29 protein-coding genes are annotated in these 24,880 nt (G+C 68.9%); 15 read left to right on the plus strand and 14 right to left on the minus strand.

What is annotated here, in order from left to right:
- Nucleotides 1-8: 8 nt before the first annotated feature.
- Nucleotides 9-1,730 carry an alkaline phosphatase gene (locus ASD79_RS02250; protein WP_056719861.1) on the plus strand — a complete coding sequence of 574 codons (1,722 nt, stop codon included), beginning with the start codon at nt 9-11 and terminating at the stop codon, nt 1,728-1,730.
- Nucleotides 1,731-1,812: 82 nt separating this feature from the next.
- Here ASD79_RS02250 and ASD79_RS02255 read toward each other — a convergent pair whose 3' ends face one another.
- Nucleotides 1,813-2,478, minus strand: coding sequence for an O-methyltransferase (locus ASD79_RS02255; RefSeq protein ID WP_056719421.1), 666 nt, complete (start codon nt 2,476-2,478; stop codon nt 1,813-1,815).
- Nucleotides 2,479-2,570: 92 nt separating this feature from the next.
- Here ASD79_RS02255 and ASD79_RS02260 point away from each other — a divergent pair, with 92 nt between their 5' ends.
- Nucleotides 2,571-3,203, plus strand: a complete 633-nt coding sequence (locus ASD79_RS02260; RefSeq protein WP_056719422.1) for a TetR family transcriptional regulator — start codon at nt 2,571-2,573, stop codon at nt 3,201-3,203.
- Here ASD79_RS02260 and ASD79_RS02265 read toward each other — a convergent pair.
- From ASD79_RS02265 to hisI, 3 genes are all read right to left on the minus strand, one after another.
- Nucleotides 3,200-3,829, minus strand: coding sequence for a LysE family translocator (locus tag ASD79_RS02265; RefSeq protein ID WP_056719423.1), 630 nt, complete (start codon nt 3,827-3,829; stop codon nt 3,200-3,202). The two genes, ASD79_RS02260 and ASD79_RS02265, sit on opposite strands and share 4 nt — an antisense overlap.
- A gap of 31 nt (nt 3,830-3,860) precedes the next feature.
- Entirely contained in the window at nt 3,861-4,172 is a 312-nt protein-coding gene (locus tag ASD79_RS02270) for a hypothetical protein (RefSeq protein ID WP_056719424.1), read from the minus strand.
- Nucleotides 4,173-4,253: 81 nt separating this feature from the next.
- On the minus strand, nt 4,254-4,658 hold the full coding sequence (gene hisI / locus ASD79_RS02275; RefSeq protein WP_056719425.1) for a phosphoribosyl-AMP cyclohydrolase: 405 nt from the start codon (nt 4,656-4,658) through the stop codon (nt 4,254-4,256).
- Between the two features lie 51 nt (nt 4,659-4,709).
- On the opposite strand from hisI, the gene ASD79_RS02280 reads away from it, so the two are divergent.
- Nucleotides 4,710-5,582, plus strand: coding sequence for a DUF817 domain-containing protein (locus ASD79_RS02280; RefSeq protein WP_056719862.1), 873 nt, complete (start codon nt 4,710-4,712; stop codon nt 5,580-5,582).
- A gap of 73 nt (nt 5,583-5,655) precedes the next feature.
- Here the strand turns inward: ASD79_RS02280 and ASD79_RS02285 are convergent, their stop codons facing one another.
- From ASD79_RS02285 to ASD79_RS02295, 3 genes are all read right to left on the minus strand, one after another.
- Nucleotides 5,656-5,934 carry an AbrB/MazE/SpoVT family DNA-binding domain-containing protein gene (locus ASD79_RS02285; RefSeq protein WP_056719426.1) on the minus strand — a complete coding sequence of 93 codons (279 nt, stop codon included), beginning with the start codon at nt 5,932-5,934 and terminating at the stop codon, nt 5,656-5,658.
- A 199-nt stretch (nt 5,935-6,133) separates the two neighbouring features.
- Nucleotides 6,134-7,663 carry a UbiD family decarboxylase gene (locus ASD79_RS02290; protein WP_056719427.1) on the minus strand — a complete coding sequence of 510 codons (1,530 nt, stop codon included), beginning with the start codon at nt 7,661-7,663 and terminating at the stop codon, nt 6,134-6,136.
- Between the two features lie 47 nt (nt 7,664-7,710).
- Nucleotides 7,711-8,724, minus strand: a complete 1,014-nt coding sequence (locus ASD79_RS02295) for a cupin-like domain-containing protein (protein ID WP_056719428.1) — start codon at nt 8,722-8,724, stop codon at nt 7,711-7,713.
- Nucleotides 8,725-8,865: 141 nt separating this feature from the next.
- Between ASD79_RS02295 and ASD79_RS02300 the strand changes: the two genes are divergently transcribed.
- Nucleotides 8,866-10,635, plus strand: coding sequence for a DUF4153 domain-containing protein (locus ASD79_RS02300; protein WP_056719429.1), 1,770 nt, complete (start codon nt 8,866-8,868; stop codon nt 10,633-10,635).
- Here ASD79_RS02300 and ASD79_RS02305 read toward each other — a convergent pair.
- The 3 genes from ASD79_RS02305 to ASD79_RS02315 form a co-directional block, all read right to left on the minus strand.
- Nucleotides 10,632-12,437 (minus strand): ABC transporter ATP-binding protein, encoded by a 1,806-nt coding sequence (locus tag ASD79_RS02305; RefSeq protein ID WP_056719430.1) that lies wholly within the window; start codon nt 12,435-12,437, stop codon nt 10,632-10,634. The two genes, ASD79_RS02300 and ASD79_RS02305, sit on opposite strands and share 4 nt — an antisense overlap.
- A gap of 20 nt (nt 12,438-12,457) precedes the next feature.
- Nucleotides 12,458-12,685, minus strand: coding sequence for a DUF454 family protein (locus tag ASD79_RS02310; RefSeq protein ID WP_235524301.1), 228 nt, complete (start codon nt 12,683-12,685; stop codon nt 12,458-12,460).
- A 244-nt stretch (nt 12,686-12,929) separates the two neighbouring features.
- The gene (locus ASD79_RS02315) at nt 12,930-13,199 is read right to left on the minus strand and encodes a hypothetical protein (protein WP_056719432.1); all 270 of its coding nucleotides are present in this window, start codon (nt 13,197-13,199) and stop codon (nt 12,930-12,932) included.
- Between the two features lie 178 nt (nt 13,200-13,377).
- Here ASD79_RS02315 and ubiA point away from each other — a divergent pair, with 178 nt between their 5' ends.
- Nucleotides 13,378-14,322, plus strand: coding sequence for a 4-hydroxybenzoate octaprenyltransferase (ubiA, locus tag ASD79_RS02320; RefSeq protein WP_200952264.1), 945 nt, complete (start codon nt 13,378-13,380; stop codon nt 14,320-14,322).
- A gap of 149 nt (nt 14,323-14,471) precedes the next feature.
- Here ubiA and ASD79_RS02325 read toward each other — a convergent pair whose 3' ends face one another.
- Entirely contained in the window at nt 14,472-14,810 is a 339-nt protein-coding gene (locus ASD79_RS02325) for a lysozyme inhibitor LprI family protein (protein WP_056719434.1), read from the minus strand.
- A gap of 67 nt (nt 14,811-14,877) precedes the next feature.
- On the opposite strand from ASD79_RS02325, the gene ASD79_RS02330 reads away from it, so the two are divergent.
- The 5 genes from ASD79_RS02330 to ASD79_RS02350 all read left to right on the plus strand — a co-directional run bounded on the left by ASD79_RS02330 (nt 14,878) and on the right by ASD79_RS02350 (nt 18,119).
- Nucleotides 14,878-15,819, plus strand: a complete 942-nt coding sequence (locus ASD79_RS02330) for a fatty acid desaturase family protein (protein WP_156400321.1) — start codon at nt 14,878-14,880, stop codon at nt 15,817-15,819.
- Between the two features lie 39 nt (nt 15,820-15,858).
- Nucleotides 15,859-16,518 (plus strand): methyltransferase, encoded by a 660-nt coding sequence (locus ASD79_RS02335; protein ID WP_056719436.1) that lies wholly within the window; start codon nt 15,859-15,861, stop codon nt 16,516-16,518.
- Between the two features lie 42 nt (nt 16,519-16,560).
- Complete coding sequence (locus ASD79_RS02340; RefSeq protein WP_056719863.1) at nt 16,561-16,905, plus strand: VOC family protein; 345 nt, start codon at nt 16,561-16,563, stop codon at nt 16,903-16,905.
- 249 nt (nt 16,906-17,154) lie between these two features.
- A complete protein-coding gene (locus ASD79_RS02345) occupies nt 17,155-17,604 on the plus strand; it encodes a hypothetical protein (RefSeq protein WP_056719437.1) in 450 nt (149 codons plus the stop codon).
- Nucleotides 17,601-18,119, plus strand: coding sequence for a hypothetical protein (locus ASD79_RS02350; RefSeq protein WP_056719438.1), 519 nt, complete (start codon nt 17,601-17,603; stop codon nt 18,117-18,119). The genes ASD79_RS02345 and ASD79_RS02350 overlap by 4 nt, the downstream gene beginning before the upstream one ends.
- A gap of 121 nt (nt 18,120-18,240) precedes the next feature.
- Here the strand turns inward: ASD79_RS02350 and ASD79_RS02355 are convergent, their stop codons facing one another.
- Nucleotides 18,241-19,116 (minus strand): SDR family oxidoreductase, encoded by an 876-nt coding sequence (locus ASD79_RS02355; protein WP_056719439.1) that lies wholly within the window; start codon nt 19,114-19,116, stop codon nt 18,241-18,243.
- 64 nt (nt 19,117-19,180) lie between these two features.
- Between ASD79_RS02355 and ASD79_RS02360 the strand changes: the two genes are divergently transcribed.
- From ASD79_RS02360 to ASD79_RS02370, 3 genes are read left to right on the plus strand one after another with little or no spacing between them, the layout of a single operon-like run.
- On the plus strand, nt 19,181-19,531 hold the full coding sequence (locus ASD79_RS02360; protein WP_156400322.1) for an MmcQ/YjbR family DNA-binding protein: 351 nt from the start codon (nt 19,181-19,183) through the stop codon (nt 19,529-19,531).
- Entirely contained in the window at nt 19,528-20,172 is a 645-nt protein-coding gene (locus ASD79_RS02365; RefSeq protein WP_056719441.1) for a Pr6Pr family membrane protein, read from the plus strand. The genes ASD79_RS02360 and ASD79_RS02365 overlap by 4 nt, the downstream gene beginning before the upstream one ends.
- Nucleotides 20,173-20,191: 19 nt before the next feature.
- Nucleotides 20,192-21,031: an aldo/keto reductase gene (locus tag ASD79_RS02370; RefSeq protein ID WP_056719442.1), complete on the plus strand. Its 840-nt coding sequence runs from the start codon at nt 20,192-20,194 to the stop codon at nt 21,029-21,031.
- A gap of 140 nt (nt 21,032-21,171) precedes the next feature.
- Here the strand turns inward: ASD79_RS02370 and ppk2 are convergent, their stop codons facing one another.
- Nucleotides 21,172-21,933 carry a polyphosphate kinase 2 gene (ppk2, locus tag ASD79_RS02375; protein ID WP_056719443.1) on the minus strand — a complete coding sequence of 254 codons (762 nt, stop codon included), beginning with the start codon at nt 21,931-21,933 and terminating at the stop codon, nt 21,172-21,174.
- Between the two features lie 148 nt (nt 21,934-22,081).
- On the opposite strand from ppk2, the gene ASD79_RS02380 reads away from it, so the two are divergent.
- Nucleotides 22,082-22,798, plus strand: a complete 717-nt coding sequence (locus ASD79_RS02380) for a 16S rRNA (uracil(1498)-N(3))-methyltransferase (RefSeq protein WP_056719444.1) — start codon at nt 22,082-22,084, stop codon at nt 22,796-22,798.
- 12 nt (nt 22,799-22,810) lie between these two features.
- Here the strand turns inward: ASD79_RS02380 and ASD79_RS02385 are convergent, their stop codons facing one another.
- A complete protein-coding gene (locus tag ASD79_RS02385; protein WP_056719445.1) occupies nt 22,811-23,185 on the minus strand; it encodes a glyoxalase/bleomycin resistance/extradiol dioxygenase family protein in 375 nt (124 codons plus the stop codon).
- 292 nt (nt 23,186-23,477) lie between these two features.
- Here ASD79_RS02385 and ASD79_RS02390 point away from each other — a divergent pair, with 292 nt between their 5' ends.
- Complete coding sequence (locus tag ASD79_RS02390; protein ID WP_056719446.1) at nt 23,478-24,836, plus strand: glutamate--cysteine ligase; 1,359 nt, start codon at nt 23,478-23,480, stop codon at nt 24,834-24,836.
- The last annotated feature ends 44 nt before the right edge of the window (nt 24,837-24,880 follow it).

Here is a 24,880-nt window from a genome sequence, read left to right on the forward strand (position 1 = left end):
AGATGACCATGACCATCGATCGACGCAGGGCCCTGGCCCTTTTCGGCCTGGGCGGCGTCGGCGCGGCGGGCCAGGCCATGGCCGCCTCGCCCAAGGGGTTGCACGCCGGACCGGCGACCTTCGAGCACGGCGTGGCCTCGGGCGACCCGTTGCAGGACCGGGTGATCCTGTGGACCCGGGTCACCGCGCCGGGCGCCAAGGCGTCGGTCGGCGTGCGCTGGGACGTGGCGACCGACGCGGCCTTCAAGACCATCGTCAAACAGGGCCGCGCCACCGCCGACGCCGCCCGCGACCACACGGTCAAGGTCGACGTCGTCGGCCTGAAACCGGCCACGGACTATTTCTACCGCTTCCGCCAGACCGTGAACGGCAAGCCGACGGGAAAGCCGATCACCGGCCGCACCCGCACCCTCCCGGTCGGCCCGACGAAGGACGCCGTGCTGGCTGTGGTGTCCTGCGCCCTCTATCCGGCCGGCTATTTCAACGCCTATGACGCCATCGCCAGGCTGCCGCGCGTCGACGCGGTGCTGCACCTGGGCGACTATATCTACGAGTACGGCGCGGCGGCCGACGACTACGGCATGGCCTCGCCGACCGCCAAGACCCGCCTCCCCGATCCGCCGCGTGAGATCCTCAGCCTGGCCGACTACCGCCGCCGTCACGCCCAATACAAGACCGACCCCGCCCTGCAGGCGGCCCACGCCCGCGCGCCGTGGATCGTGGTCTGGGACGACCACGAGACCGCCGACAACAGCTGGATCGGCGGGGCCGAGAACCATCAGCCCGGCTCCGGGCCAAAGGGGGAGGGCGACTGGGCCACGCGCAAGGCCGCGGCCCTGAAGGCCTATTACGAGTGGATGCCGATCCGCGAGGTCGCGCCCGGCGCCCTGCCGGAAGCCGCCTGGCGGCGCTTCCAGTTCGGCGACGTCGCCACCCTGATGATGACCGAGACCCGGCTGACCGCCCGCACCCACCAGCTGGACTACGGCCGCGACCTGGCGGGCAAGGACGGCAAGCCCGACGTCGCCGCCTTCCGCGCCAGGCTGAACGACCCGACCCACCGGATGATGGGCGAGGGCCAGGAGCAGTGGCTGGCCCGCGAGATCGACGCCTCGGTCAAGGGCGGCGTGGCCTGGCAGGTGCTGGGCAACCAGGTGGTGATGGCGCGGGTCGCCAGCCCCGACCTCAAGGCGACCATGGGCCCCGAGGCCTACGGCGCGATGCTGACCAAGCTGCCGGACTATGTCGCCAAAGCGGTCGAGCAGGGCCGGTCGCTGTCGGCGCTAGACGTTCCCGGCAACCTCGACGCCTGGGACGGCTATCCGGCCGACCGGGCGCGGGTCTACGACATCTTCAAGGCCGGCAAGGCCCGGCCGATCGTGCTGGCCGGCGACAGCCACGCCTTCTGGGCCAACGAGCTGTGGGACGACGCGGGGACCAGCCGCGTGGCGGCCGAGTTCGGCGTCACCTCGGTGACCTCGCCCGGCTATAGCGACTACCTGCCGGGCGCGCCTATCAGCGCGGCCTATGTCGCCCGCAACAAGGAAGTGAAGTTCACCGACCAGGGCGCCAAGGGCTTCCTGCTGCTGACCCTCGAGCACGGCCGGGCGACGGGCGAGCTGATCGCCGTGTCGACCATCCTGGCCCCCACCTATGACACCCGGGTGCTCAAGCGGTTCGTGGTGACACCGGGCGACGGCGGCGGGGTCAAGGCGTTGGCGGAAGCTTGAGGGCTAAAGCCGGGTGTCATCCCGGACAGCCTCTGCGAGGCTTCCGGGATGACAACATGAAGATGGACTTCAACCGCGGCCCTCAGCCGATCCGCATGGACAGCTCGACGTCCTCGGCGAACGGCGTGGACAGGTAGCCTTCCGCCGGCGAGCGGACGCGCGCCAGGTATTCGGGGCTGTAGTCGGCGTTGTCGGCGACGATCAGGGCGCCCGGCCGCAGGCGGCTTTCCACCAGGCCCAGGATCTCGGGATACAGCGCCTTGGCGCCGTCCAGCAGCAGCAGGTCGATCGTCTCGGGAAGATCGACGGCCAGGGTCTCCAGGGCGTCGCCTTGGCGGATCTCGACCAGGTCGATCAGGCCGCCGGCCGTCAGGTTGCCCCGGGCCCGCTCCACCTTGGACGGCTCGAACTCGCTGGTGATCAGCACGCCGCCGCCGTTGTCGCGCAGGGCCGCGGCCAGGTAGAGGGTCGAGACGCCGAACGAGGTCCCGAACTCGACAATCGTCCGGGCGCCGCAGCCGCGGGCCAGCATGTAGAGCAGCAGGCCCGTCTCTCGCGAGACGGCCAGCGGGAAGTCCTTCATCTGGCTGTAGAAGTCGAGATAGTCGGTCTTGCTCTGCATCAGGCGCCGATGCTGTTCGACCGACAGGGCCGCCGCCAGGGGACTGTTCATCGGCGAGGCGGCGTCGGCCTCCTCGAACAGACGATCCAGCAGGGGCGCCACCGGGGCGGTGGTCAGGGTGTTCATGGGAAATTCCGGTCTGAAAGGCGCGTCCTTGCGCCGCCTCGAAAAATGCGACTAATTCGTCAGATTGACTATTCGCATCGCCCCAGGCCCCGATGACCGAACGCCCAAGCCCCCGGATTTCCTCGCGAAAACAGCCTCGCCAGGCTCGCTCGACCGAACTCGTTTCCGCCATTCTGGAGGCCGCTGTTCAGGTTTTGGCCAAGGAGGGCGCGGGGCGCTTCACCACGGCGCGGGTCGCCGAGAAGGCCGGGGTCAGCGTCGGGTCGGTCTATCAGTACTTCCCGAACAAGGCCGCGATCCTGTTCCGGCTGCAGAGCGACGAATGGCGCCAGACCACCCATCTGCTGCGCGCCATCCTCGAGGACGTCGAGCGCCCGCCGTTCGAGCGGTTGCGCACCCTGGTCCACGCCTTCATCCGCTCCGAATGCGAGGAAGCCGAAATGCGCGTGGCGCTCAACGACGCCGCTCCGCTCTATCGCGACGCGCCCGAGGCCCAGGACGCCAAGGCGGCGGGCGCCGACATCGTCCAGGGCTTCCTGCGCGAGGTGCTGCCCGAAACCCCGGAGACCCTGCGGATTCTGGCCGGCGACCTGATCAAGGCCACGCTCAGCCAGGTGGGCAAGGCGTTCTCGGAGACGCCGAGAACCGAGGCCGAGATCGCGGCCTACAGCGACGCCATGGCCGACATGTTCCAGGCCTACTTGCGAAGCCTCCAGCGACCCTAGCGCCGTTCCAGGGCGATCCGCACGCCGAACGCCACGAACACCCCGCCGGTCACCCGGTCCAGCCACTTGACCACGCCGGGCTTGCGCAAAGCCTTGGCGATCGGGGCGGTGGCCAGGATCAGGCCGCCGGCCCAGGCCAGGCCCATGACCACGTGGATCGAAGCCAGCAGCAGGCCGAAGGCGGCCGGGCTGGCGCCGGTCGGGACGAACTGCGGCAGGAACGACACGTAGAACACCCCGACCTTGGGGTTCAGCAGGTTGTTCCAGAAGCCCTTGGCCAGGGCCGCGCCGAGGCCGCCGGCCGGCGACGCCCCATCGGCCCCGGTGTCGAAGCTGGCGCGCGGCCTGCGCAGCAGATTGATCCCCAGCCAGACCAGATAGGCGGCGCCCGCCCATTTCAGCGCGGTATAGGCGGCGTGCGAGGCGACCAGCAGCGCTCCGGCCCCGAACGCCGCCGCCGCGCCCCAGGCCAGGCAGCCCAGGCCGATCCCCACGGCGACCGCCGTCGCCCGCCGCCAGCCCTCGGCGGCGGCCGTGCGTAGCACCAGGGCGGTGTCGAGGCCCGGGGTGATGGTCAGCAGGCCGGCGGCGAGGCTGAAGGCGATCAGGGCCTGGGCGGTGGTCATCGGATCGCGCCTCGAAGGGTGAGGGAGTGGGTCACCAATCCGTGGGGCCAGGGGCCAGGAGGCTGACATAAACAGCGGCTGCGATAAGAGCCAACAGGAAGCATGCCCTGGCTCGCATCGTGGCGCGGGTGATCCGCGGGTCGGCGATCTTGCGATGACAGGCGGTGAACAACCAACCTGCCGTTGAAGGCAAATGCAGGCGTTGGGCGGGCAGATACTCAAGCGGCGTGCCGCGCAACTGAAGTTCATCGAAGCGGCCCTGCAGCCAGAAGGCGTTGGCCAGCAAGCCCACGGCGCCGCCCAGCCCGAACCCGACGCTGGCCAGGAAGAGCAGTATGGTCATCTGGCGATCTCCTCCCTTTCTGCAAATCGCTTCGGCGCCCGCTGGACACCGACCATTCAGCCTGGCGCGATGAAGGAAGCCCTACGCCTCGCGCTCCACCAAGGCGCCATTCTCCCACACCCGGTAGAAGCACGAACGGAAGCCCACGTGGCAGGCGCCCCCGTCGCCTTGCGGGCGGACCTTGATCAGCACGGCGTCCTGGTCGCAGTCGATGCGCAGCTCGGTGACGACCTGCAGCTGGCCGCTGGTCTCGCCCTTCTTCCAGAGGCTGTCGCGAGAACGGCTGAAATAGTGGGCGATCCCGGTGTCGAGGGTCAGCTTCAGGGCTTCATCGTTCATCCAGGCGAACATCAGGATCTCGCCGGTGTCGGCGTGCTGGGCGATGGCGGCGACCAGGCCGTTGGCGTCGAAGCGCGGGGCGATCGCGGCGCCGCGCTCCAGCGCGGTGGTGTCGGGGGCGGGGGGGAAGAGCGGGGAGGCGGTCATGGTGCGACATATGGCGCCGGCGCCCCCGTCCAGGCTAGGGTCAAAGACTGGATCAAGGGCCGGGTCGCGGACCTGGACGGCCGGACGCGGCCCTGGGCGGAGCGCTCGCGATTCAACGGCTGGGTCTACGAGTTCCTGCTGTTTGGCCTCAAGCAGGCCTGGGCCTGCCTGTTCGGCGGGCTGATGCTGGCCCTGATCGTCGGAACGTTCCTGCTGTGGCCGAGGGGGGCGCCGTTAGCCCGTTACGATTTCCTGGTGGTCGCCGCGCTCGCCATCCAGGTCGCCCTGCTGGCCCTGAAGCTGGAGCGCTGGGACGAGGCCGTGGTGATCCTGGTCTTCCACGTCGTCGGCACGGTGATGGAGGTGTTCAAGACCGCCCACGGCTCGTGGATCTATCCCGAGCCCAGCCTGTTGCGGATCGGCGGCGTGCCGCTGTTTTCCGGTTTCATGTACGCCTGCATCGGCAGCTATATCGCCCGGATCTGGCGGCTGATGGACTTTCGGTTCGTGGGCTATCCGCCGATCTGGACCACCTGGGTCCTGGCGATCCTGGCCTATCTGAACTTCTTCACCCATCACTACGGGCCCGACATCCGGATCGGCCTGTTCGCGGCCTCGGTGGTGCTGTTCGGCCGGACCTGGGTGGTGTTCACACCCGACCGGACGCCGCGCCGCATGCCGCTGCTGCTGGGCTTCGTCCTGGTGGCGCTGTTCATCTGGTTCGCCGAGAACCTCGGCACCCTGGCCGGCGCCTGGGCCTATCCCAGCCAGAGGGACGGCTGGCGCATGGTGTCGATCGGCAAGCTGGGCGCCTGGTACCTGCTGATGCTGCTCAGCTACGTGCTGGTCACGGCGGTGCACAAACCAAGTCCTCCCCCCGTGGGGGAGGTGTCGGCGCAGCCGACGGAGGGGGGCGTTTGCTGATGTGGGTCGACTCCCCCCACCGGCGCCTTCGCGCCGCCTCCCCCACGGGGGGAGGAACGTTGTCCGTCCCGTGTCACCATTCCAGCTTGGCGTCGGTCTCAGTGGAAAGTGGCGCTTCGAGCCACTCGCGTTCTTCCTCGGTCAGGCCCGCCTCGGCCATGGCCCTGGCTTCCTCGGCCCAACCCTCGCGGGGATGCTTTCTCGGCGCGGCACCGACCGCAACGATGACGATGCGGCCGTCTTCCAAGGTCACGTCCACGGCGTCGCCGGTCTCCGCGCCTATGCTGGCGAGGAAGGGCTTGGGAAGCACGACGCCGGCCGAACTGCCGATCTTGCGCAGCGAGGTTTGCATGACGCCGTCTCCGTTGGACCAGAGTTATACCGTCTGGGCCATAGATCTGCCAGATCGCTCACAGAAGATCGTGAAGCGGAGCAGCCGTAGATTGGGCGCTTGTGGATCCGAGCAGGACGTCCTGACCGCCGGCTCGATAGCGAAGCTCCACCACCTGTTGAAGGCGGCCTACAAATGTCGCTGCTCGCATGATCGTCCCCTACTTCCAGATCGGCTTGCCGTCCCCCGGCAGCCCCAGCCGCGCCCATTTCTCGCTGACCGCGTCGATCACCGTCTGGTCCATGCGGATCTCCTCGCCCCATTCGCGGTGGGTCTCGGGCGGCAGCTTGTCGGTGGCGTCCAGGCCGATCTTCGACCCCAGGCCGCTCTCGGGACTGGCGAAGTCGAGATAGTCGATCGGAGTGTTCTCGATCACCGTGATGTCCCGGGCCGGGTCCATCTTGGTGCTGATCGCCCACATCACGTCCTTCCAGTCGCGGGCGTTGATGTCGTGGTCCACGACGATCACCCACTTGGTGTACATGAACTGGCGCAGATAGCTCCAGACGCCCAGCATCACCCGCTTGGCGTGGCCCGGATAGGCCTTCTTCATCGACACCACGGCGATGCGATAGCTGCAGCCCTCGGGCGGCAGCCAGAAGTCGACGATCTCGGGGAACTGCTGGCGGATCAGCGGGATGAACACCTCGTTCAGCGCTTCTCCGAGTACGGACGGTTCGTCCGGCGGCCGGCCGGTGAAGGTGGTCAGGTAGATCGGGTCCTTGCGCATGGTGATCGCCGTCACCTGGAAGACCGGGAACTTCTCGACGCTGTTGTAGTAGCCGGTGTGGTCGCCGTAGGGGCCCTCGTCGGCGTATTCGTCGAGCAGGACGTGGCCCTCGATGACGATCTCGGCGTGAGCCGGGACCATCAGCGGCACGGTCTTGGCCGGTACGAGGTCGACCTTAGCGCCGCGCAGCAGGCCCGCGAATTGATACTCCGAGAGCGTGTCCGGCACCGGGGTCACGGCGGCCAGGATGGTGCCGGGATCGGCGCCCAGCACGGCGCAGGCGGGCAGGGGGTCGCGGTTACCGGCCTTCTTGTGCCGCGCGTAGTGCTGGGCCCCGCCGCGATGGGCCAGCCAGCGCATGATGCAGCGGTCCTTGCCGATCACCTGCATGCGGTAGATGCCCAGGTTGAAGTCGTCCTCGCGGTCCTTGCCCGGGCCCTTGGTGACCACCAGCGGCCAGGTGATCAGCGGGGCCGGCTCGCCGGGCCAGCAGGTCTGGACGGGCAGCTTGGACAGATCGATCTGATCGCCGGTCAGCACCACCTCCTGCACCGGGGCCTTCTTCACCGTGCCCGGCCGCATGGCCATCACGGTCCTGGCCAGGGGCAGCATGTCGAGGGCGTCCTTCAGGCCCTTGGGCGGCTGGGGCTGGCGCAGGAAGGCCAGCAGTTCGCCGACCTCGCGCAGCTCGCCGGCCGTGGTGCGCGGCTCGCCGCCCAGGGTGACTCCCATGGCCACGCGCTTGACCGTGCCGAACAGGTTGGCCAGGGCCGGCATCGGCGAGCGCGAGCCGTCGGGCAGGATGACGTTCTCGAACAGCACCGCCGGCCCGCCGGTGGCCAGCAGTCGTGTCTGGATCTCGGTCATCTCCAGCACGGTCGAGACCGGCTCGGTGACCCGTACCAGCTCGCCTTTCGCCTCGAGGACGTCGATGAATTCGCGAAGCGAGCGATAGGCCATGCGGGACTCCTGAACGGCGCGGAACCTAACCGTTTTTTTCGGACTGGCTACGGCGAGCTGAACGCCTGGAGCAGGACAGCGCGAAGACTGGCCAGGCGCTCGGGCGTCATTTCGCCCAGCGAGCCGCGCTTGTCGGGCGGAATATGGGCCATTGGGTCGCCGTTGGTCTGGAACACGAAATGGTCGAACATCCCGCGCCAGACCTCGCGCTCGCCGGGCGGCAGGCCGCGCACGCTGGCCAGGGCGTGCACCAGGGCCACCAGCGGCGGGCTCAGCAGGGCCGGGGCCTCGTTCCACCAGTAATTGATCAGCACGGTGAAGGGGTCGAGCGACTCGACGTTGTGGAACCAGCAATAGGGGATGTAGATCGCGTCCCCCGGCTCCAGCTCGGCCACCTGCGCCGCCGCCAGGGCCGACGGGAAGTTGGGGTAGCGGTCCAGGTCGGGCCTGGCGAGGTCCACCATGCTGACGGGCGGCCCCGCCGGGGTGAAGTCGAATGGCCCCAGATAGAGGTTCTTCAACTGGTCCGGTGGAAACAGGGTGAAGCGCCGCCGCCCGGCCACCGCGCAGGCGATGTTGTGGCTCATGTCGAAATGGGTGGCGGTGGTGATGGCGTTGCCGATCCAGATGCGCGGCCCGACCTTGGGGTCGACCAGGGCCAGTCGATTGGCCTCGGCGAAGCCCGGCAGTTGCCCCGTCGTTGGCGTCGATTGCACGGCGATCGCCGGCGGCCTGGCGACGGGTCGCAACTCGAGCAGCGCGCCCAGCACCCTGGCCAACGGCATCTCGTCGCGCTGGAAGTTCAGGCCGCCCAGGTCGTCGCTGTAGAAGAACCGCCCGTCGATCTCGGCGCCGCCGCTCAGCACGGTGACCGGGGCGCCGGTGTCGAGACCGCCAAGATAGGCGACCAGCGCCTCGTCCGATCGGCGGCCGGCCGCCACGGCGGGCCAATCGGTGACCAGGCCCTTGAGGATCGCGGGCTGGCCGGCAGGCAGGATCTCGGCGCGGAACCGCGCGGGATCGACGTCGCGATACTCCGGCGTCCGGGGCAGAGGGGTCATCGTCAAGGCCGGAAGCTCCCCGTGCGGACCGCTCCTTCGTAGAGCAAGGTCCGGCGGCCCCGCAAGCTCGACCCTAGGCGCCGCTCGCCGGGCGTGATCCTGTGGCCGCGATCCTTCGAGGGTTGCACGAGAACAACGCCGATGACCGACGCCGCGTCCGAAACCCCCGATCCGCGCGCCGCGCGCCGCGCGACGATCATCCGCCTGGCCACCGGCCTGGCCCAGGGCCTGCTGCTGTACGGCCTCTACCAGGCCGACAAGTCCAAGGTCTGGCCGGCCACCCAGCGCGAGCTGTACGCGGCCCTGCTGATGGTCTTCCTGTTCGCGCCGTTCGTGGTGCTGGCCGGCGTCTCGGCCCTGCGCTTTCGCACCCTGGCGGTCTGGAAGGGCGTCGCCGCGCTCGTCGCCGCCGGCCTCGGCGCCTATGGCGTCTGGAGCGGCGACCCCGCCGCCAAGGGCGTCGATGGCCTGGGGCCGCAGACCTTCTTCGCCATCGCCGCCTTGATCTTCATCGGCCATCACCTGGTCGAGCCGGCCGACGTGGAGCGGCGGCGCATCGCCCGCTATCCCACCTATTTCGACGTCACCTGGAAGCACGGCGTGCAGGCGGTGCTGTCGCTGGGCTTCACTGGGGCCTTCTGGCTGCTGCTGTTCCTGGCCGCGGCCCTGTTCAAGCTGATCGGGGTCGACGCCATCGAAAAGCTGATCCGGCACGAGTGGTTCATCTTCCCCGCCACCGCCGTGGTGTTCGCCGCCGCCGTGCAACTGACCGACGTGCGGGCCAATCTGGTGCGCGGGGTGCGCACGGTCGTGTTGACCCTGCTGGCCTGGCTGCTGCCGCTGATGGCCCTGATCGCCGCCGCCTTCCTGCTGACCCTGCCGTTCACGGGCCTGGAGCCGCTGTGGAAAACCAAGAGCGCCACGGCCATCCTGCTGACCGCCGACGCCTTCCTGATCCTGCTGGCCAACGCCGCCTACCAGGACGGGACCGAGACGACCGCCGTGGTGCTGAAATGGGCCGCGCGGCTGGCCGGGGTGCTGCTGGTCCCGATCACCGTGCTGGCCGCCTATGGCCTCAGCTTGCGCATCGGCCAGTACGGTCTCAGCCCCGACCGGATCATCGCCGGGGCCTGCGTGCTGGTCGCGGCGGGTTACGCGGTCGGCTATGCGACCGCCGCCGTGCGGCCGGGCGCCTGGATGCGGACGCTGGAGGCGACCAACATCGCCATGGCCTTTGTCGTCATCGCCGTGCTGCTGGCCCTGTGCACGCCGGTGGCGGATCCTCGGCGGCTGTCGGTGGAAAACCAGGTCAAGCGGCTGCACGCGGGCAAGGTGAAGCCAGACGACTTCGATTTCGCATTCCTGCGCTTCAATGGTGGACGAGTCGGCCGCGATGCGTTGGTCGCGCTTGGCAAGGATCGAGACGTCACGATCGCGGAGCTTGCCGGCAAGGCTTGGAACGCGCCGTCCTATCAAGCGGCGAAGTTGTCCGGAAAGCCCTTTGCGAACGCGCACGTCTATCCCGCCGGCGCCGTCCTCCCCGAAAGCTTCGTCAAGCAGGACTGGATAGGTGACAACTGGCTGACATGCGCTGCGGCAGGAGGCGATTGTGACATCGTCATGCTGGACACGAACGGCGATGGCGTGGCCGAGGTGCTGGTCAACGATGGATCGGTGTTCGAGGTCTACCGGCAGGGCGCAGATCGGCGCTGGATCAAGATCGCGGTCACCGCGCCTTCCTGCGTTGACGACGATTTCCGGGCGAAGCTGGGAGCGATTCCGCCGCGCATGGCCCCACCGCCTCCGGACCTCAAGGATGTGGTGATCGGTGGGCGCAGCCTGCGCCTGGTGCCGCCTCCACCCGATTGCGTGGTCGAACGCATCGTCGTGACAGGTTCGGTGGAGCGCTAACCCACGCCCTCGCTCACCGCGTTCAGCCGCGCATACACCCCGCCCGCCGCCTTCAACTCCCCGTGCCGCCCTTCCTCGACCACCCGGCCGTTCTGGAACACCAGGATGCGGTCGGCGCCGCGCACGGTCGACAGGCGGTGGGCGATGACGATGGTGGTGCGGCCGGCCATCAGGGCCTCGGCGGCTTCCTGGACCTGGCCCTCGGTCTCGACGTCGAGCGAGGAGGTGGCCTCGTCCAGCACCAGGATCGGGGCGTCGGTCAGGAAGGCGCGGGCGATGGCCACGCGCTGGCGCTCGCCGCCCGACAGCTTGATGCCGCGCTCGCCCACCAGGGTGTCGTAGCCCTGGGGCAGCTTGAGGATGAAGTCGTGGGCGCGGGCCTTGGTCGCCGCGGCGATCACCTCGGCGTCGGTGGCGTCCGGCCGGCCATAGGCGATGTTGTCGCGCAGCGAGCGGTGGAACAGGGCCGGGTCCTGCGGCACCACGGCGATGGCGCGGCGCAGGCTGCCCTGGGTCACGCCGGCCACGTCCTGGCCGTCGATGACGATGCGGCCGCCCTGCAGGTCGTGCAGGCGCTGCACCAGCTTGACGAAGGTCGACTTGCCCGAGCCCGTCGGCCCGACCAGCGCCACCCGCTCGCCCGGCGCGATGGTCAGCGAGAAGTGGTCGTACAGCGGCGCGCCCGCCGCCTTGTAGCGGAAGGTGACGTCCTCGAAGACGATCCTGCCGTGGCCCCCCGGGCCCGTACTGGGCTGGAAGTCCGGGGCGCCGGGCGCGTCGGCGATCTGTGGCGCCAGGTGCTCCCAGGCGGCCAGGTCCTCGGTGTCGTCCAGGCCCTTCTGCAGCATGCGGATGTTCTCGCCCATGTTGCGCAGGTAGCCGCTCATCAGCATGAAGGCGGTGATGGCGAAGGCCACGTCGCCGGGCGTCGCCTGGCCCTGGCTCCAGGCGTGGATCATCGCCGCCGTCAGCCCGCCTTGCAGCACGACCAGCAGCAGGTTCTGGCCCAGCCAGACATTGGTGAACTTGTGCCAGGTGACCATCACCGCCTCGCGCCAGGCGGCGGTGACTTCGGCGACGCGAACGCTCTCGCGGGCCTCGGCCCCGAAGCTCTTGACCGTCGGGTTGGAGGTCACGGCGTCGGCCAGGCTGGCGCCGATCTTCGAATCCAGGGCGTTGGACCTCAGGTTGGCGGGCCGCACATAGCGGGTGGTGACCACGACGTTGACGGTGACATAGGCGGCGACCACCACCAGGGCCACGATCCCGGCCATGGGCTGGCGCAGCAGCAGCATCACCGACAGCCCGACCAGCACGATCAGGCTGGGGGCCAGCCAGATGGTCACCGCGTCGGTCACCGAGTCGTAGCCCCACATCGCGCGGGTCAGCTTGCGCACCGTCGCGCCGGCGAAGCTGTCGGCGTGCCAGTCGGACGAGAAGGCCTGGACGCGGACGTAACCCTCGTTGGTCATCTCCTCCATGTTGCGGGCGGCCAGCGGAATCCAGAACCGCATGGCCAGGTTGCGGATCAGCGAGAAGCCCAGATAGACGCCGACGAACCACGCCCAGGCCGACCAGGCCGAGGGCAGGGCGGCGGGGCCGCGCGAAACCGTGTCGATCAGCTTGCCCGAGGCCCAGGGCAGGGCCAGGTCGAAGGCGATGGCCAGCAGGGTCAGGCCGACGCCGGCGATGAACAGGCCTTTGCGGCGCAGCCAGAAGCGCGCGATGAAGCCCAGCACGCGAGCATTGCTCAGGGCGCGGCGGCGGCCGGTGTCGTCCTCGTCTTCGAATGCGTCGCTCATGGTGGGGGGTAGATAGGCGCTTAGCGCTTGTTTTTCGACCCGCCAAACGGACGCCACCGCAAGTACCAGCGGATCGCCGGCCCGATGACGGGGGTGCGCAGCAGCGGCCGCACCGCGTGGGGCCGGGTCTTCAGGAAACACAGCACCGCGCCGATCCAGAACACCGTGGTCGGCAGGCCGGGCGTCACGACGCCCACCGCGCCGATCGCCAGCAACCCGCCGCCCAGGCCGTCCAGCGTCCAGCGCACGGGGCGGGACAGGGGTTTTCGGGGCGGGCGGGGGAGGTTGGTCATTGAGGGTGAATGTGGGCGATCACGTGAGGGTTCGCTACCTCTGAGGTGCTCAAGTCCTCCCTCTGTGGGGGAGGTGTCGGCGCAGCCGACGGTGGGGGGAGTGATCGGCCGACCGCCACAGCCTGGATCGACGATCCCAAACTCCCCCCACCGATCGCTACGCGATCGCCTCCCCCACAGGGGGAGGAGCTCGCCGCGCTCAAGCGAACCGCAGGTGGCTCGACGTCCGCCCCCGCAGCCCCGCCTTGATCCGCGGCCCGAACTTCGTGCCCGAGGTCAGGCGCTCGACCATGCTGACGTCGCCGGCCCGGACGAACGCCCGCGCGGCGGCGGTCCACAGCGCGGTGGTCACTGGGTGGGGCGCGACGGCGCCGGCGGCCAGGCCCAGGGCCAGCAGGCTCCAGGCTTCGATGCGGTCGATGACCTTGGCGGGCCCGCCGAAGGGGGTGATCAGGGTGTTCCGGGTCATTTGTCGCATCCGTCGCTTCGATGGCTTCACCTTGATCGTCACGGCGAGATCGATCCAATTGATCGTTCTTTGGAACGAGATCGGAAAGCTCTATGCGCCGGGTCCGGGATGAAGGGGTTTTTGGATCGGGGGTCATGCGATCGCCCCGCTTTGCCGGCGAGGAGAAGGGCGCTAAGCCATGCCCATGAGCGACACCGCCACCGCCATCCTGCCCGACGCCGCCGCCGGCAACTGGGTCGATCGCCATGCGCCGCCACCCTTGCGGCCGTGGCTGAAGCTGGGACGGTTCGACCGGCCGGCGGGGATCTGGCTGCTGATGCTGCCCGGCTGGCAGGGCATCGCCCTGGCGGCGGCCGGCAAGGGGCAATGGCCCAACCCGTGGCTGCTGGTCGCCTTCTTCGTCGGCGCGGCCCTGATGCGGGCGGCCGGCTGCGCCTTCAACGACATCGTCGACCGCGACTTCGACGCCCAGGTCAGCCGCACGGCCATGCGGCCCATCCCGGCCGGGCTGATCAGCGTCAGGCAGGCCTGGGGCTTCGTGGTCGGCTGCTGCCTGGTCAGCCTCTGCATCCTGCTGACCCTGGGCTGGCTGGCGGTGGGCCTGGGCGTGCTGTCGCTGGGCCTGGTGGCGGCCTATCCGTTCATGAAGCGCATCACCTGGTGGCCACAGGCCTGGCTGGGCCTGACCTTCAACTGGGGCGCGCTGCTGGGCTACGCCGCCGCCACCCACGGCCTGACCTGGGCCGCCGTGCTGCTCTACGCCTCCGGCATCTTCTGGACCCTGGGCTACGACACGATCTACGCGGTGCAGGACCTCGAGGACGACGCCCTGGCCGGGGTGAAGTCGTCGGCCCGCCGGCTGGGCGAGGCCGCGCCGAGGGGCGTGCTGGCCTTCTACGCCGCCTGTTTCGTGCTGGTGATCGCCGCCGCCTGGGCCGGGAACGTCGGGCCGCTGTTCCTGCCGTTGGCGGCGCTGCTGGCCGTCCACCTGTCGCGTCAGGCCGCCCGCCTGCGGCTGGATGACCCGGCCGGGGCGCTGGCCCTGTTCAAGTCCAACACCCATGCGGGGTTCGTGCTGTTCCTGGCCCTGGTGGCGGGGATGTGGAAGCCGGCGGGGTTCTAGGGGGCTTTTTTGACGCCCCCACGGTTGTCATCCCGGAAGCCTCGCAGAGGCTGTCCGGGACCCAGGGGCGGTGCGCATGGCCCCTGGGTCCCGGGTCTGCGCTTCGCTCCGCCCGGGATGACAACGAAAGAGTGGAGCGGAAGAGGCGGTCAGAACGGCCCGTTGCGATAGACCCGCTCCAGGCTCCGCTCCAGCTCGCCCAGCCGGCGATCATACGACCGGTTGAGGCAGGCGCGCTGGGCCCCGCAGCCCCGGCGGTCGCGCAGCCACTGGCGCTGCTGGTCCTCCAGGGCGCCGCGGGCGCCCATGCCCATGGTCTTGCGGTTGATGTCGTAGAGCACCGCCATCCGCACATCCTTGTCGTTCAGCGCCAGGTTCGCGCAGATCGCCTTCTCGTCGGGGCTTCGGGCCCGGTCGCAGTCGAAGCTGGCGGCTTGGGCCGCACCGGCGACGAAGGCCAGCGCCAGGGCGGCCAGAAGCATTTTCATGGGTGTCTCCAGACGGTTACGCCGCGTCATCCTGTAAGCCGCAAGCTGAATGTGGCATGATGGGCCCATGGCCGTAGCATCCCGCGTCAAACCCTCGGAGCTGTTCACGCCCGCCGAATGGGCGCCGCTTTCGGCGCGTTCGCGCTGGATCGGGCTGGCCCTGGTGGCCCATGCCTGGGCGGTGATCATCGCCGCCGGCGCCCTGTTCGTGATCTGGCCCAACCCGCTGACCTACCTGCTGGCGGTGATGCTGATCGGGGCCCGCCAGCTGGGCCTGGCCATCCTGATGCACGAGGCGGCGCATGGCGGGCTGCACCCCGACCTCAAGGTCAATGACTGGGTCGGCGAATGGCTGTGCGCGGCCCCGACCGGCGCGTCGCTGGCCAAGTACCGGCCCTATCACCTGACCCACCACAAGTTCGCCCAGCAGGCCGAGGACCCGGACTTGGTGCTGTCGGCCCCGTTCCCGACCACCCGGGCCTCGCTGCGCCGCAAGATCATCCGCGACCTGACCGGCCAGACCTTCTTCAAGCAGCGGTTCGGACCGTTCTTCGGGAAGCTGAAGAGCGACCAGCCCAGGGGCGCGATCTTCAGCGGCGAGGTCGCGCGCCAGAAGCCGTTCCTGCTGTGGAATCTGGGTCTGCTGGTGGGGCTGAGCGCCGTGGGCCTGTGGTGGGCCTGGCTGGCCCTGTGGATCGTGCCGATGGCGACCTGGTTCCCGCTGGTCACCCGGCTGCGCAACATCGCCGAACACGCCCTGGTGGCCAAGGACGAGCCCGACCCGTTCCGCCACGCCCGCACCACCGGCGCCAACTGGATCGAGCGGGCGCTGATCGCGCCCTACCACGTCAACTTCCACGCCGAGCATCACCTGTTCATGCACATGCCGTGCTGGAACCTGCCCAAGGCGCACCGGCTGCTGGTGAACAAGGGCCTGACCGGGACCATGCTCACGGCGCCGGGCTATCTGTCGGTGCTGAAGGCGGCGTCCAGCAGAGCGCCGGCCTAAGGCCTCGCGTCGAGACGGTCGCGATGCTCTAAGGCGGCCATGATCGAAGCCACCCTCGCCGGCCGCCGCGCCTTCATCCTCGAGAACACCCGGCTTCAGCCCCCGCCGCACACGCCCGAACTCCAGCTGCACCTCGCCGACGAGATCACCCCGATCTGGAAGCTGACCGAGGAGGCCCTGGCCGAGATCGGCCTGCCGCCGCCGTTCTGGGCCTTCGCCTGGGCGGGCGGCCAGGCCCTGGCGCGCTACATCCTCGACAATCCCGAGATCGTGGCGGGCAAGCGGGTGATCGATTTCGCCAGCGGCTCGGGGCTGGTGGCGATCGCGGTCATGAAGGCGGGCGCGGCCAGCGTGCTGGCGGCCGACATCGACGTGTTCTGCGAGGCGGCGATCGGCGTCAACGCGGCGGCCAACGGCGTCGAGATCGGCTTCACCCAGGTCAACCTGCTGGACGCCCCGCCGCCAGCTGCCGACGTGCTGCTGGCCGGCGACATCTGCTACGAGCGGCCGATGGCGGAAGCGGTCATGGCCTGGCTGGCCCAGGGCCGGGCGGCGGGCGCGACCGTGCTGATCGGCGACCCGGGCCGCGCCTATTTCCCCAAGGACGGCCTGACCAAGCTGGCCGAGTACCAGGTGCCGACCACCCGCGAGCTCGAGGACATGGCGGTCAAGCGCACCAGCGTCTGGACTCTGCCCTAGTCGCGGACTAGAACAATAAGAGAACAAATGAAGGGCTCGACCATGCGCGAAGACGGCAAGATCGACTATATCGAATGGCCCGCCGGCGACCTTTCGGCCACCAAGGCCTTCTATGGTCAGGCCTTCGGCTGGACCTTCACCGACTATGGGCCCGACTACGCGGCCTTCGAGGGCCAGGGCGCGGACGGCGGCTTTTTCCACGACCCGGCGGACGTTCCGGCCAAGCCGCTGGTGGTGCTCTACGCCCACGACCTGGAGGCCATGCTGGCCAAGGTGACGGCGGCGGGCGCGGCGATCACCAAGCCGATCTTCGCCTTCCCCGGCGGGCGGCGCTTCCAGTTCACCGACCCGTCCGGCAACGAGCTGGCGGTGTGGAGCGAGGGCTGAAAGGCACGTCTGCTTCCTATTGAAGCGCCTCATCTCCACCGCCGTTTTCCCGGCGAAGGCCGGGACCCAGATTCATCCGGAGCGGCTCGTGGGCTTCACCTGGGCCCCGGCCTTCGCCGGGGAGACGGGCAGATAGAACTCGCGATTCAGCAGCGAGAAATCACGCTCCAGCGGATAGTCAGTGCGCGCGAAAAACCGTCACGAAAAGTCGATAAATCCGTCTCCTGACGAATTGCGAGGCGACGGACGGTGGGCGAGGCGGCGCAAGACAGGACCTGCGGCGACTGCGGCATGTGCTGCAAGCTGATGGGCGTGAAGGCCATCGACAAGGCGCCGCATGTCTGGTGCGGCCATTTCCGCAAGGGCGCGGGCTGCGGGATCTATGCCGAGCGGCCCCGGGCCTGCGCCGATTTCTCCTGCTACTGGCTGCGCGCGCCCAACCTGGACGACCGCTGGCGGCCTGACCGGGCGCGGTTCGTCCTGCATCGCGAGAACGACGGCCAGGCCCTGGTGGTCGAGGTCGACCCGGCCTCGCCCGACGCCTGGCGGCGCGCCCCGTTCTACGACACCTTCAAGGCCTGGGCGGCGCGCGGCGCGCCCCGGGGTCTGACCCTCAATGTCCTGGTCGGACAGCGGGGCTACGAGATCCTGCCCGACCGTGACGTCGACTACGGCGTGGTGCGCGAGATCCCGGCATGACCGACACCACCGCCTCGAAGGCCTGCGGCGACTGCGGCATGTGCTGCAAGGTGCTGCACATCAGCGAACTGGACAAGCCGGCCGGCGCCTGGTGCGGCAAGTTCCGCAAGGGCTCGGGCTGCGGCGACTATGACGGCCGGCCCAGCGCCTGCCGGGGTTTTCACTGCCTGTGGCTGACCTCGGAGAAGCTGGACGACGCCTGGCGGCCCAATCGCGCGGGCTTCCTGATGTACGCCGACCACGACGGCAAGCGGCTCAACGTGGTGGTCGACCCCGGCAAGCCGGCGTCGTGGACGCGCGAACCCTACTATTCACGGCTCAAGGCGATGTCGCGGCGGGCCCATGACGGCTACGAGCTGCTGGTCTGCATCGGCGACCGCCGGGTGGTGATGTTCCCCACCGAGGACGTCGACCTGGGCGTGCTCAATCCCGACCACAAGCTGGTCAGCGGCTATGTCGACCGCGACGGCGCGCAGGTTCCGTTCGCCATGGTGCTGAGCGACGTGGAGGGCTGAGGCGCGGTGCGTCCTTCGAGGCCCGCTGTGCGGGCGCCTCAGGATGAGGAATTCAGAGCCATCCCACGGTCCTCATCCTGAGGTGCGAGCCGCAGGCGAGCCTCGAAGGACGCACCGCTTCTCAGAACCTTGGCCGGAAATCCCTGGGCCCCCACCCAAAATCCCGCCGGGCCGGCGCGTCGTCGAAGGTCAGGTCCTGGGCCATGCGGTCGCCCATGGTCGCCGTGGCGCCGGGATAGAACGGCTTGGCCAGGGTCAGCAGCAGGCGAAACAGCCATGGCGGCAGGCCGAGGATCGCCGGCCGGCGGCCCAGGCCCTCGAACACCCGCTGGGCCATCACCCGGTAGGTCAGGGTCTCGCCGCCGGTCAGGTCATAGGCCTTGTCGTGGGCGGCCGGGGACGCGGCGGCGGCCAGGGCGCCGATCGCCAGGTCCTCGGCATGGACCGGCTGGCGCAGGCCCTCGCCGCGTCCCGACAGCGGCAGGATCTTGAAGCGCTGGATCAGGCTGGCCAGGCGGCTGACATTGCCGTCGCGGCCTTCGACATAGATCAGGGTCGGGCGAAGGACCGTCCAGGCCACGCCGTGCTCGGCGCAGAACGCCTCGACCTTGGCCTCGGCGTCGGCCAGGGCCTTGGCCACGCCGCGCTCGGCCGCGTCGGGCGAGTTCTGCTTGGTGAAGCGGCTGGTCGAGGAGAACGCCACCAGCCGGGTCATGCCGCTGGCCTTCAGGGCCGGCAGGGCCTGGGGCAACAGCCAGATCGGCGACAGCGAAAACACCGTGGCGACCGGCGGCAGTTCGTCGGCCAGGTCTGGGTCGGCCAGATCGGCGTCCACCCAGCAGACGTCGTCGCTGGGCGGCCGGCGGCTGAGCGCCATCGGCTCGATCCCGGCGGCGTTCAGGCGCGCCAGCAGGAAGTCGCCGATCAGGCTGGTGGCCCCCAGGACCAGGACCGGTGAAGCCAGGCTTGACGAAGAGGGGGTGTTTTCAGCGTCCATCTTCTCCCTATAGTCGTGCCGGGCGGGACAGCCCATGGATCTTTGACCCCCTGGATCTTTGACCATGACCTTCGACGAGGTGCGCGCCTTCGCGTTCAGCCTGCCCGGCGTCGCCGACGGCGCGTCGTACGGCTACGCCTGCCTCAAGGCGCACGGCAAGTTCCTGACCCGGCTGAAGGAGGACGGCGACACCCTGGTCTGTCCGGGCGTCGGACCGGACGAGCGCGAGATGCTGATCGAGGCCGAACCCGAGACCTTCTACGTCACCGACCACTACCGCAATTATCCCTACGTGCTGGTCCGCCTGTCGCGCGTCCATCCCGGCACGGTGCAACGCCTGCTGGAGCGCCGTTGGCGCGAGGTGACGCCGAAGAAGCTGCTGAAAATCCACGATGGGAAGGGTCTCGGACCATGAAGATCTGGCGAGCTTGCGCGGCCCTAATCGTCTGGGGCGGCGTCGTCCTGCAGCTTTGGCTGATGATCCACGGCAAGGCGGGACCGGAGCTGGGCCAGGCCGTGGTGCGGTTTTTCAGCTTCTTCACGATCCTCAGCAACCTGGCGGTCGGGGTCTTGCTGAGCGCGTCGGTCCTGGCGGCGGCGACACCGCTGGGCCGGTGGGCGGCGCGGGCCGGAACCCGGGTGGCGGTCGCGGTCTACATCGCCGTGACGGCCGCGATCTATCACACCCTGCTGGCCGGGCTCTGGAATCCGCAAGGCGCGCAGTTGGTCGCCGACACCCTGCTGCACAGCGTGACCCCGGCGCTGTACCTGCTGGATTTCCTGATCGCGCCGCCGCGCGAGGCGGCGCGGTGGTCCACGGCCTGGAAGGCGCTGGTCTTTCCCGCCGTGTACGGCGCCTGGTCGCTGCTGCACGGCGCGTTCAGCGGCTTCTATCCCTATCCGTTCCTCGACGTGGCCAAGCACGGCTACGGCGCGGTGCTGGTCAACATGCTGGCGATGGCCGCCGGGTTCTATGTCGTGACCCTGGTCATGACCGGCCTGCAGCACCTGCAATTGCGGCTGGCGCCCTCGGCGCGGCGTCCTATATCCGCCTGAGCCTTTCCGGAGCCCCGCCATGCCGCATTCCATTCCCGACATCCGCTCGGGCGACGTCGCCATGCCGGTCATCGGTCTGGGCACCTGGCAGCTGGAGGACGGCAGCGCCCAGCCGCTGGTCGAGCGGGCCCTGGAACTGGGCTACCGCCACATCGACACCGCCCAGATCTACGGCAACGAACAGGACGTCGGCGCGGCCCTGGCGGCCACCGGCGTGTCGCGCGCCGAGATCTTCCTGACCACCAAGGTCTGGGTCGAGCACTTCGCGCATGGCGACCTGCAGCGGTCTCTCGACGAGAGCCTTCGCAAGCTGAGGGTCCCGCAGGTCGATCTGCTGCTGCTGCACTGGCCCAAGCCCAGGCCCGCCCTGGCCGAGACCATGGCCGCACTGAACGACGTGCGCGACCGCGGCCTGACCCGGGCCATCGGCCTGTCCAACTTCCCCTCCGGCCTGATGGCCAAGGCCCAGGCGGCGTCGGAGGCGCCCATCGCCACCAACCAGGTCGAGTACCACCCCTACCTGTCGCAGAAGACCCTGATCGCCAAGGCGCGGGCGATCGGCGCCTCGATCACCGCTTGGTCGCCCCTGGCCCAGGGCAAGGTCGCGGGCGACCCCGTGCTGATCGAGATCGGCGAGGCGCACGGCAAGACGCCGGGCCAGGTGACGCTGCGCTGGCAGGTCCAGCAGGGCGTGGTGACCATTCCGCGCACCAGGAATCCGGCCCGGCTGGCCGAGAACTTCGACATCTTCGACTTCGCGCTGTCGGACGCGGAGATGGCGCGGATCTCCGCCCTGGCGCGGCCGGACGGACGGCTGGGGGACTGGCTGGACAAGGCGTTCGAATGGGACGTGGAGTGACCATTCCTCCCCCTATGGGGGAGGCGATCGCATAGCGATCGGTGGGGGGAGCTTTAGGGGGCTCGATCGTAGGTCTGGCTACCGACCGAACACGCCCCCCACCGTCGGCTTCGCCGACATCTCCCCCAAAGGGGGAGGACTTACCTCGCCAGCCGCCCGTCCTCGATCGCCGCCGGCTCGAACGGGAAGATCACCTCCGGATCGGGCTTCTCCACGCCCTTCAGCGCCTTCTTCGACCCGGCCGCGTGCAGCAGCCAGCGCAGGATGTTCAACCGCGCGGCCTTCTTGTGGTTGGCCCGCACGCAGACCCACGGGGCGGGGGTCGAGTGGGTGCGCATCAGCATCTCGTCGCGGGCCTTGGAGTAGTCGTCCCACTTGGTCTGGGCCACGGCGTCCAGGTCGCTGACCTTGAAGGCCTTCAGCGGATCCTTGCGGCGAGCCTCCAGGCGCTCGGCCTGTTCCTCGCGGTCGATATCCAGCCACAGCTTGGTCAGCCGCAGGCCGTTCTGCACCAGCATCAGCTCGAAGGCCGGCACGTCGCGCAGGAACTGCTCCTGCTGCTCGTTGGTCGAAAAGCCCATCACCCGCTCGACCCCGGCGCGGTTGTACCAGGAGCGGTTGAAGACCACGGCCTCGCCGGCGGCCGGCAGCTCCTTCACATAGCGCTGGAAGTACCATTCGCTCCGCTCGCGGTCGGAGGGCGCGGGCAGGGCGATGACGCGGGTGGCGCGGCGGTGGGCGTGCTCGGTGACCCGGGCGATGGCCCCGTCCTTGCCGGCCGAGTCCCGGCCCTCGAACAGGGTCAGGGTTTTCCAACCCTCCTTGATCGCCTGCCGTTGCAGGGTGATCAGGGCCAGCTGCAGGTCGCGCAGCTCTTCGTCATAGTCGCGGGACTTGGTCATGGGTGGAGCCTACCCCCGGAACATGCAGTTGCGCTAGGGCGAGGTCGCTTCTCGAGGAAGCGACCTCGCCCTAGAAGTCTTTGGTTTAACGCGTTTTCTTCACGCGAACCGGTATCCACTTCGCTCGAAAACGCTCTAGAAGGGCGTCATGATCCGTCTTTATGTCCCCCATCCCCTCAAGGCCGGCGCCGGCGTCGCGCCCAGCATCGACCAATCGCGCTACCTGACCGCCGTCATGCGGCTGTCGGTCGGCGACGAGATCCTGGTGTTCAACGGCCAGGACGGCGAGTGGCGCGCCAGCCTGACCGAGGCCGGCAAGCGCGGCTGCCTGCTGCGCGCCGAGGAACAGACCCGCCCGCAGGACCACGCCCCCGACCTTGACCTGGTGGTCGCCATGGTCAAGCGCGGCCGGGTCGAGACCATCGTCGAGAAGGCCGCCGAACTGGGCGCGCGCCGCGTGCGCCTGACCCAGACCCGGCGGACCAATGTCGACTTCCTCAAGCTGGGACGCCTGGACGCCATCGCCATCGAGGCCGCCGAACAGACCGGCCGCCTCGACGTGCCGGTGATCGACGATCCGCTGAAGCTGGACAAGATACTCGACGGCTGGGATCCGGCCCGTCGCTTGATCTTCTGCGACGAGGGCGGCGACGCCCGGACGATGATCGAGGCGGTGACCGGCACGGGCGCGCCGGCCGCCATCCTGATCGGTCCGGAGGGCGGCTTCGCGCCGGAGGAGCGCGAGCGCCTGCGGTCGCTGCCCTTCGTCATCCCGGTCTCCCTGGGCCCGCGCATCCTGCGGGCCGATACGGCGGCGATCGCGGCGATGACCTTGTGGCAGGCGGCGGCGGGGGACTGGCGGTAGGGCGGCCGAGGATCAGGTCGGCTCGCCCACATCGATGCGGTTGCCGTCCGGGTCCGCGAACACGAAGGCGCGCTGGCCATAGTCCTTGTCTTGCAGGGACTTGATGATCCGCACGCCGGCCGACTGGCAGACCGCGTAGAGGGCCGCCACGTCGTCCACGTACATATGGAAAACATTGATCGTCGTCGCGCGGTGCTCGCGGGCCTGGCTGAGATGGATCTCGGCTGAATCCTTCTCCAGGACCATGAACCCGACGGGATTGCCGTTCTCGAACGTTTTCCGGAAGCCGAGAACCCCGGAATAGAAGGCGTGGGCGGCCTGGATGTCGCGCACGACTATGCCGGGGGCGGCGCGACCGAAGGTGATGTGCTGAGTGGCGTGGGACATCGCGTGAACCGTTGACGGCGGCAGGGGCGGCGGTGCGCGTGCCGGGCTGAGGAGCGGTGTCCCAACCTTGAGCTTCGCACGGCAAGTCCGTCGGGAAAAGGCCTTGGTCCGATCGACCCGACGGCAAACCTCTGCCTGGAAGCCGTGAGCGAACCCCGCCTGTTGCGAAACCCTGTCCGCGCCCCTTGAGGTTCGCTAAGAAAACGCCCAACTGCGCAGCAAGATATTTCGCGGTCGGGTCGGAGGGAAAATCCCCTTCCTTCTTGGAAGCGTGTTTTGGGAGGGAACGCCGATGGCCGAAGCCATGAGCCAGGAGCGTCCGCTGACGCTGGACGATCTGACCGCCTATTTCGCCCAGGGCTCCAAGCCCAAGGAGCAGTTCCGGGTCGGGGCCGAGCACGAGAAGTTCGGCTTCTACCTGAATGGCCACGCGCCCGTTCCCTACGAGGGGCCCAATGGCGTGCACGCCCTGCTGACCGGCCTGCAGCGCTTCGGCTGGAAGCCGGTGATGGAAGGCCCCACCATCATCGGGCTCGAGCGCAACGGCGCCAATGTCAGCCTGGAGCCCGGCGGCCAGTTCGAGCTGAGCGGCGCGCCGCTGCTGACCATGCACGACATCTGCGAGGAGACCGGCCAGCACCTGGACGAGGTCAAGACCGTCGCCGACGAGCTGGGCCTGGGGTTCCTGGGCCTGGGCTTCTCGCCGCTCTGGCGGCGTGACGAAGTTCCGGTGATGCCTAAAGGCCGCTACGTGATCATGCGCAACTACATGCCCAAGGTCGGAAACCTGGGCCTGGACATGATGCTGCGCACCTGCACCGTGCAAGCCAATCTCGACTTCTCGTCCGAAGCCGACATGGTCGCCAAGTTCCGCATGAGCCTGGCCCTGCAGCCGATCGTCACCGCCCTGTTCGCCAATTCGCCGTTCACCGAGGGCAAGCCCAACGGCTTCCTGTCGGCCCGCGCCAATGTCTGGAACGACACCGACCCCGACCGCACCGGCCTGCTGGACTTCGTGTTCGAGGACGGCTTCGATTTCGAGCGCTACGCCCGCTACGCCCTGGACGTGCCGATGTATTTCGCCAAGCGCGGCGACCGCTATGTCGACCTGGCCGGCCGTAGCTTCCGCGACTTCATCGACGGCAAGATCCCCGAACTGCCGGGCGAACATGCCTCGATCAAGGACTGGGCCGACCACACCACGACCCTGTTCCCAGAGGTGCGGCTGAAGACCTATCTGGAGATGCGCGGGGCCGACGCCGGGCCGTGGAGCCGCCTCTGCGCCCTGCCGGCCCTGTGGACCGGCGTGTTCTACGACGACGCGGCCCTGGCCGCGGCCTGGGACCTCTGCAAGGACTGGACGGCGCAGGATCGCGCCGGCCTGCGCCGCGACGTGCCGAAGCTGGGCTTGAAGGCCCAGGTGGCCGGCCGCACGGCCCAGGACGTGGCCAAGGACTTCGTGGCCATCGCCAAGCAGGGCCTCAAGGCCCGCGCCCACCTCAACGGCGGTTTTCTGGACGAGACGATCTACATGGGCGACCTGGAAGAGATCGCCGACAGCGGGATCACGCCCGCCGAACGCCTGCTGGCGCTGTATAACGGCGCCTGGAAAGGCGACATCAACCGGGTGTTCGAGGACTTCGCCTACTAGGGTTCGGACTCAATTGGCGCCCACCCAACCGTTGTCATCCCGGC

Origin of the sequence: Caulobacter sp. Root655, from assembly GCF_001427665.1 — a bacterium.
Classification (GTDB): domain Bacteria; phylum Pseudomonadota; class Alphaproteobacteria; order Caulobacterales; family Caulobacteraceae; genus Caulobacter.

Coding starts and splice junctions, on each gene's coding strand:
- ASD79_RS02250 (WP_056719861.1), top strand. CDS start 9: ATGACCATCGATCGACGCAGGGCCCTGGCCCTTTTCGGCCTGGGCGGC.
- ASD79_RS02255 (WP_056719421.1), bottom strand. CDS start 2,478: ATGAACACCCTGACCACCGCCCCGGTGGCGCCCCTGCTGGATCGTCTG.
- ASD79_RS02260 (WP_056719422.1), top strand. CDS start 2,571: ATGACCGAACGCCCAAGCCCCCGGATTTCCTCGCGAAAACAGCCTCGC.
- ASD79_RS02265 (WP_056719423.1), bottom strand. CDS start 3,829: ATGACCACCGCCCAGGCCCTGATCGCCTTCAGCCTCGCCGCCGGCCTG.
- ASD79_RS02270 (WP_056719424.1), bottom strand. CDS start 4,172: ATGACCATACTGCTCTTCCTGGCCAGCGTCGGGTTCGGGCTGGGCGGC.
- hisI (WP_056719425.1), bottom strand. CDS start 4,658: ATGACCGCCTCCCCGCTCTTCCCCCCCGCCCCCGACACCACCGCGCTG.
- ASD79_RS02285 (WP_056719426.1), bottom strand. CDS start 5,934: ATGCAAACCTCGCTGCGCAAGATCGGCAGTTCGGCCGGCGTCGTGCTT.
- ASD79_RS02290 (WP_056719427.1), bottom strand. CDS start 7,663: ATGGCCTATCGCTCGCTTCGCGAATTCATCGACGTCCTCGAGGCGAAA.
- ASD79_RS02295 (WP_056719428.1), bottom strand. CDS start 8,724: ATGACCCCTCTGCCCCGGACGCCGGAGTATCGCGACGTCGATCCCGCG.
- ASD79_RS02300 (WP_056719429.1), top strand. CDS start 8,866: ATGACCGACGCCGCGTCCGAAACCCCCGATCCGCGCGCCGCGCGCCGC.
- ASD79_RS02305 (WP_056719430.1), bottom strand. CDS start 12,437: ATGAGCGACGCATTCGAAGACGAGGACGACACCGGCCGCCGCCGCGCC.
- ASD79_RS02315 (WP_056719432.1), bottom strand. CDS start 13,199: ATGACCCGGAACACCCTGATCACCCCCTTCGGCGGGCCCGCCAAGGTC.
- ubiA (WP_200952264.1), top strand. CDS start 13,378: ATGCCCATGAGCGACACCGCCACCGCCATCCTGCCCGACGCCGCCGCC.
- ASD79_RS02325 (WP_056719434.1), bottom strand. CDS start 14,810: ATGAAAATGCTTCTGGCCGCCCTGGCGCTGGCCTTCGTCGCCGGTGCG.
- ASD79_RS02330 (WP_156400321.1), top strand. CDS start 14,878: ATGGCCGTAGCATCCCGCGTCAAACCCTCGGAGCTGTTCACGCCCGCC.
- ASD79_RS02335 (WP_056719436.1), top strand. CDS start 15,859: ATGATCGAAGCCACCCTCGCCGGCCGCCGCGCCTTCATCCTCGAGAAC.
- ASD79_RS02340 (WP_056719863.1), top strand. CDS start 16,561: ATGCGCGAAGACGGCAAGATCGACTATATCGAATGGCCCGCCGGCGAC.
- ASD79_RS02350 (WP_056719438.1), top strand. CDS start 17,601: ATGACCGACACCACCGCCTCGAAGGCCTGCGGCGACTGCGGCATGTGC.
- ASD79_RS02355 (WP_056719439.1), bottom strand. CDS start 19,116: ATGGACGCTGAAAACACCCCCTCTTCGTCAAGCCTGGCTTCACCGGTC.
- ASD79_RS02360 (WP_156400322.1), top strand. CDS start 19,181: ATGACCTTCGACGAGGTGCGCGCCTTCGCGTTCAGCCTGCCCGGCGTC.
- ASD79_RS02365 (WP_056719441.1), top strand. CDS start 19,528: ATGAAGATCTGGCGAGCTTGCGCGGCCCTAATCGTCTGGGGCGGCGTC.
- ASD79_RS02370 (WP_056719442.1), top strand. CDS start 20,192: ATGCCGCATTCCATTCCCGACATCCGCTCGGGCGACGTCGCCATGCCG.
- ppk2 (WP_056719443.1), bottom strand. CDS start 21,933: ATGACCAAGTCCCGCGACTATGACGAAGAGCTGCGCGACCTGCAGCTG.
- ASD79_RS02380 (WP_056719444.1), top strand. CDS start 22,082: ATGATCCGTCTTTATGTCCCCCATCCCCTCAAGGCCGGCGCCGGCGTC.
- ASD79_RS02385 (WP_056719445.1), bottom strand. CDS start 23,185: ATGTCCCACGCCACTCAGCACATCACCTTCGGTCGCGCCGCCCCCGGC.
- ASD79_RS02390 (WP_056719446.1), top strand. CDS start 23,478: ATGGCCGAAGCCATGAGCCAGGAGCGTCCGCTGACGCTGGACGATCTG.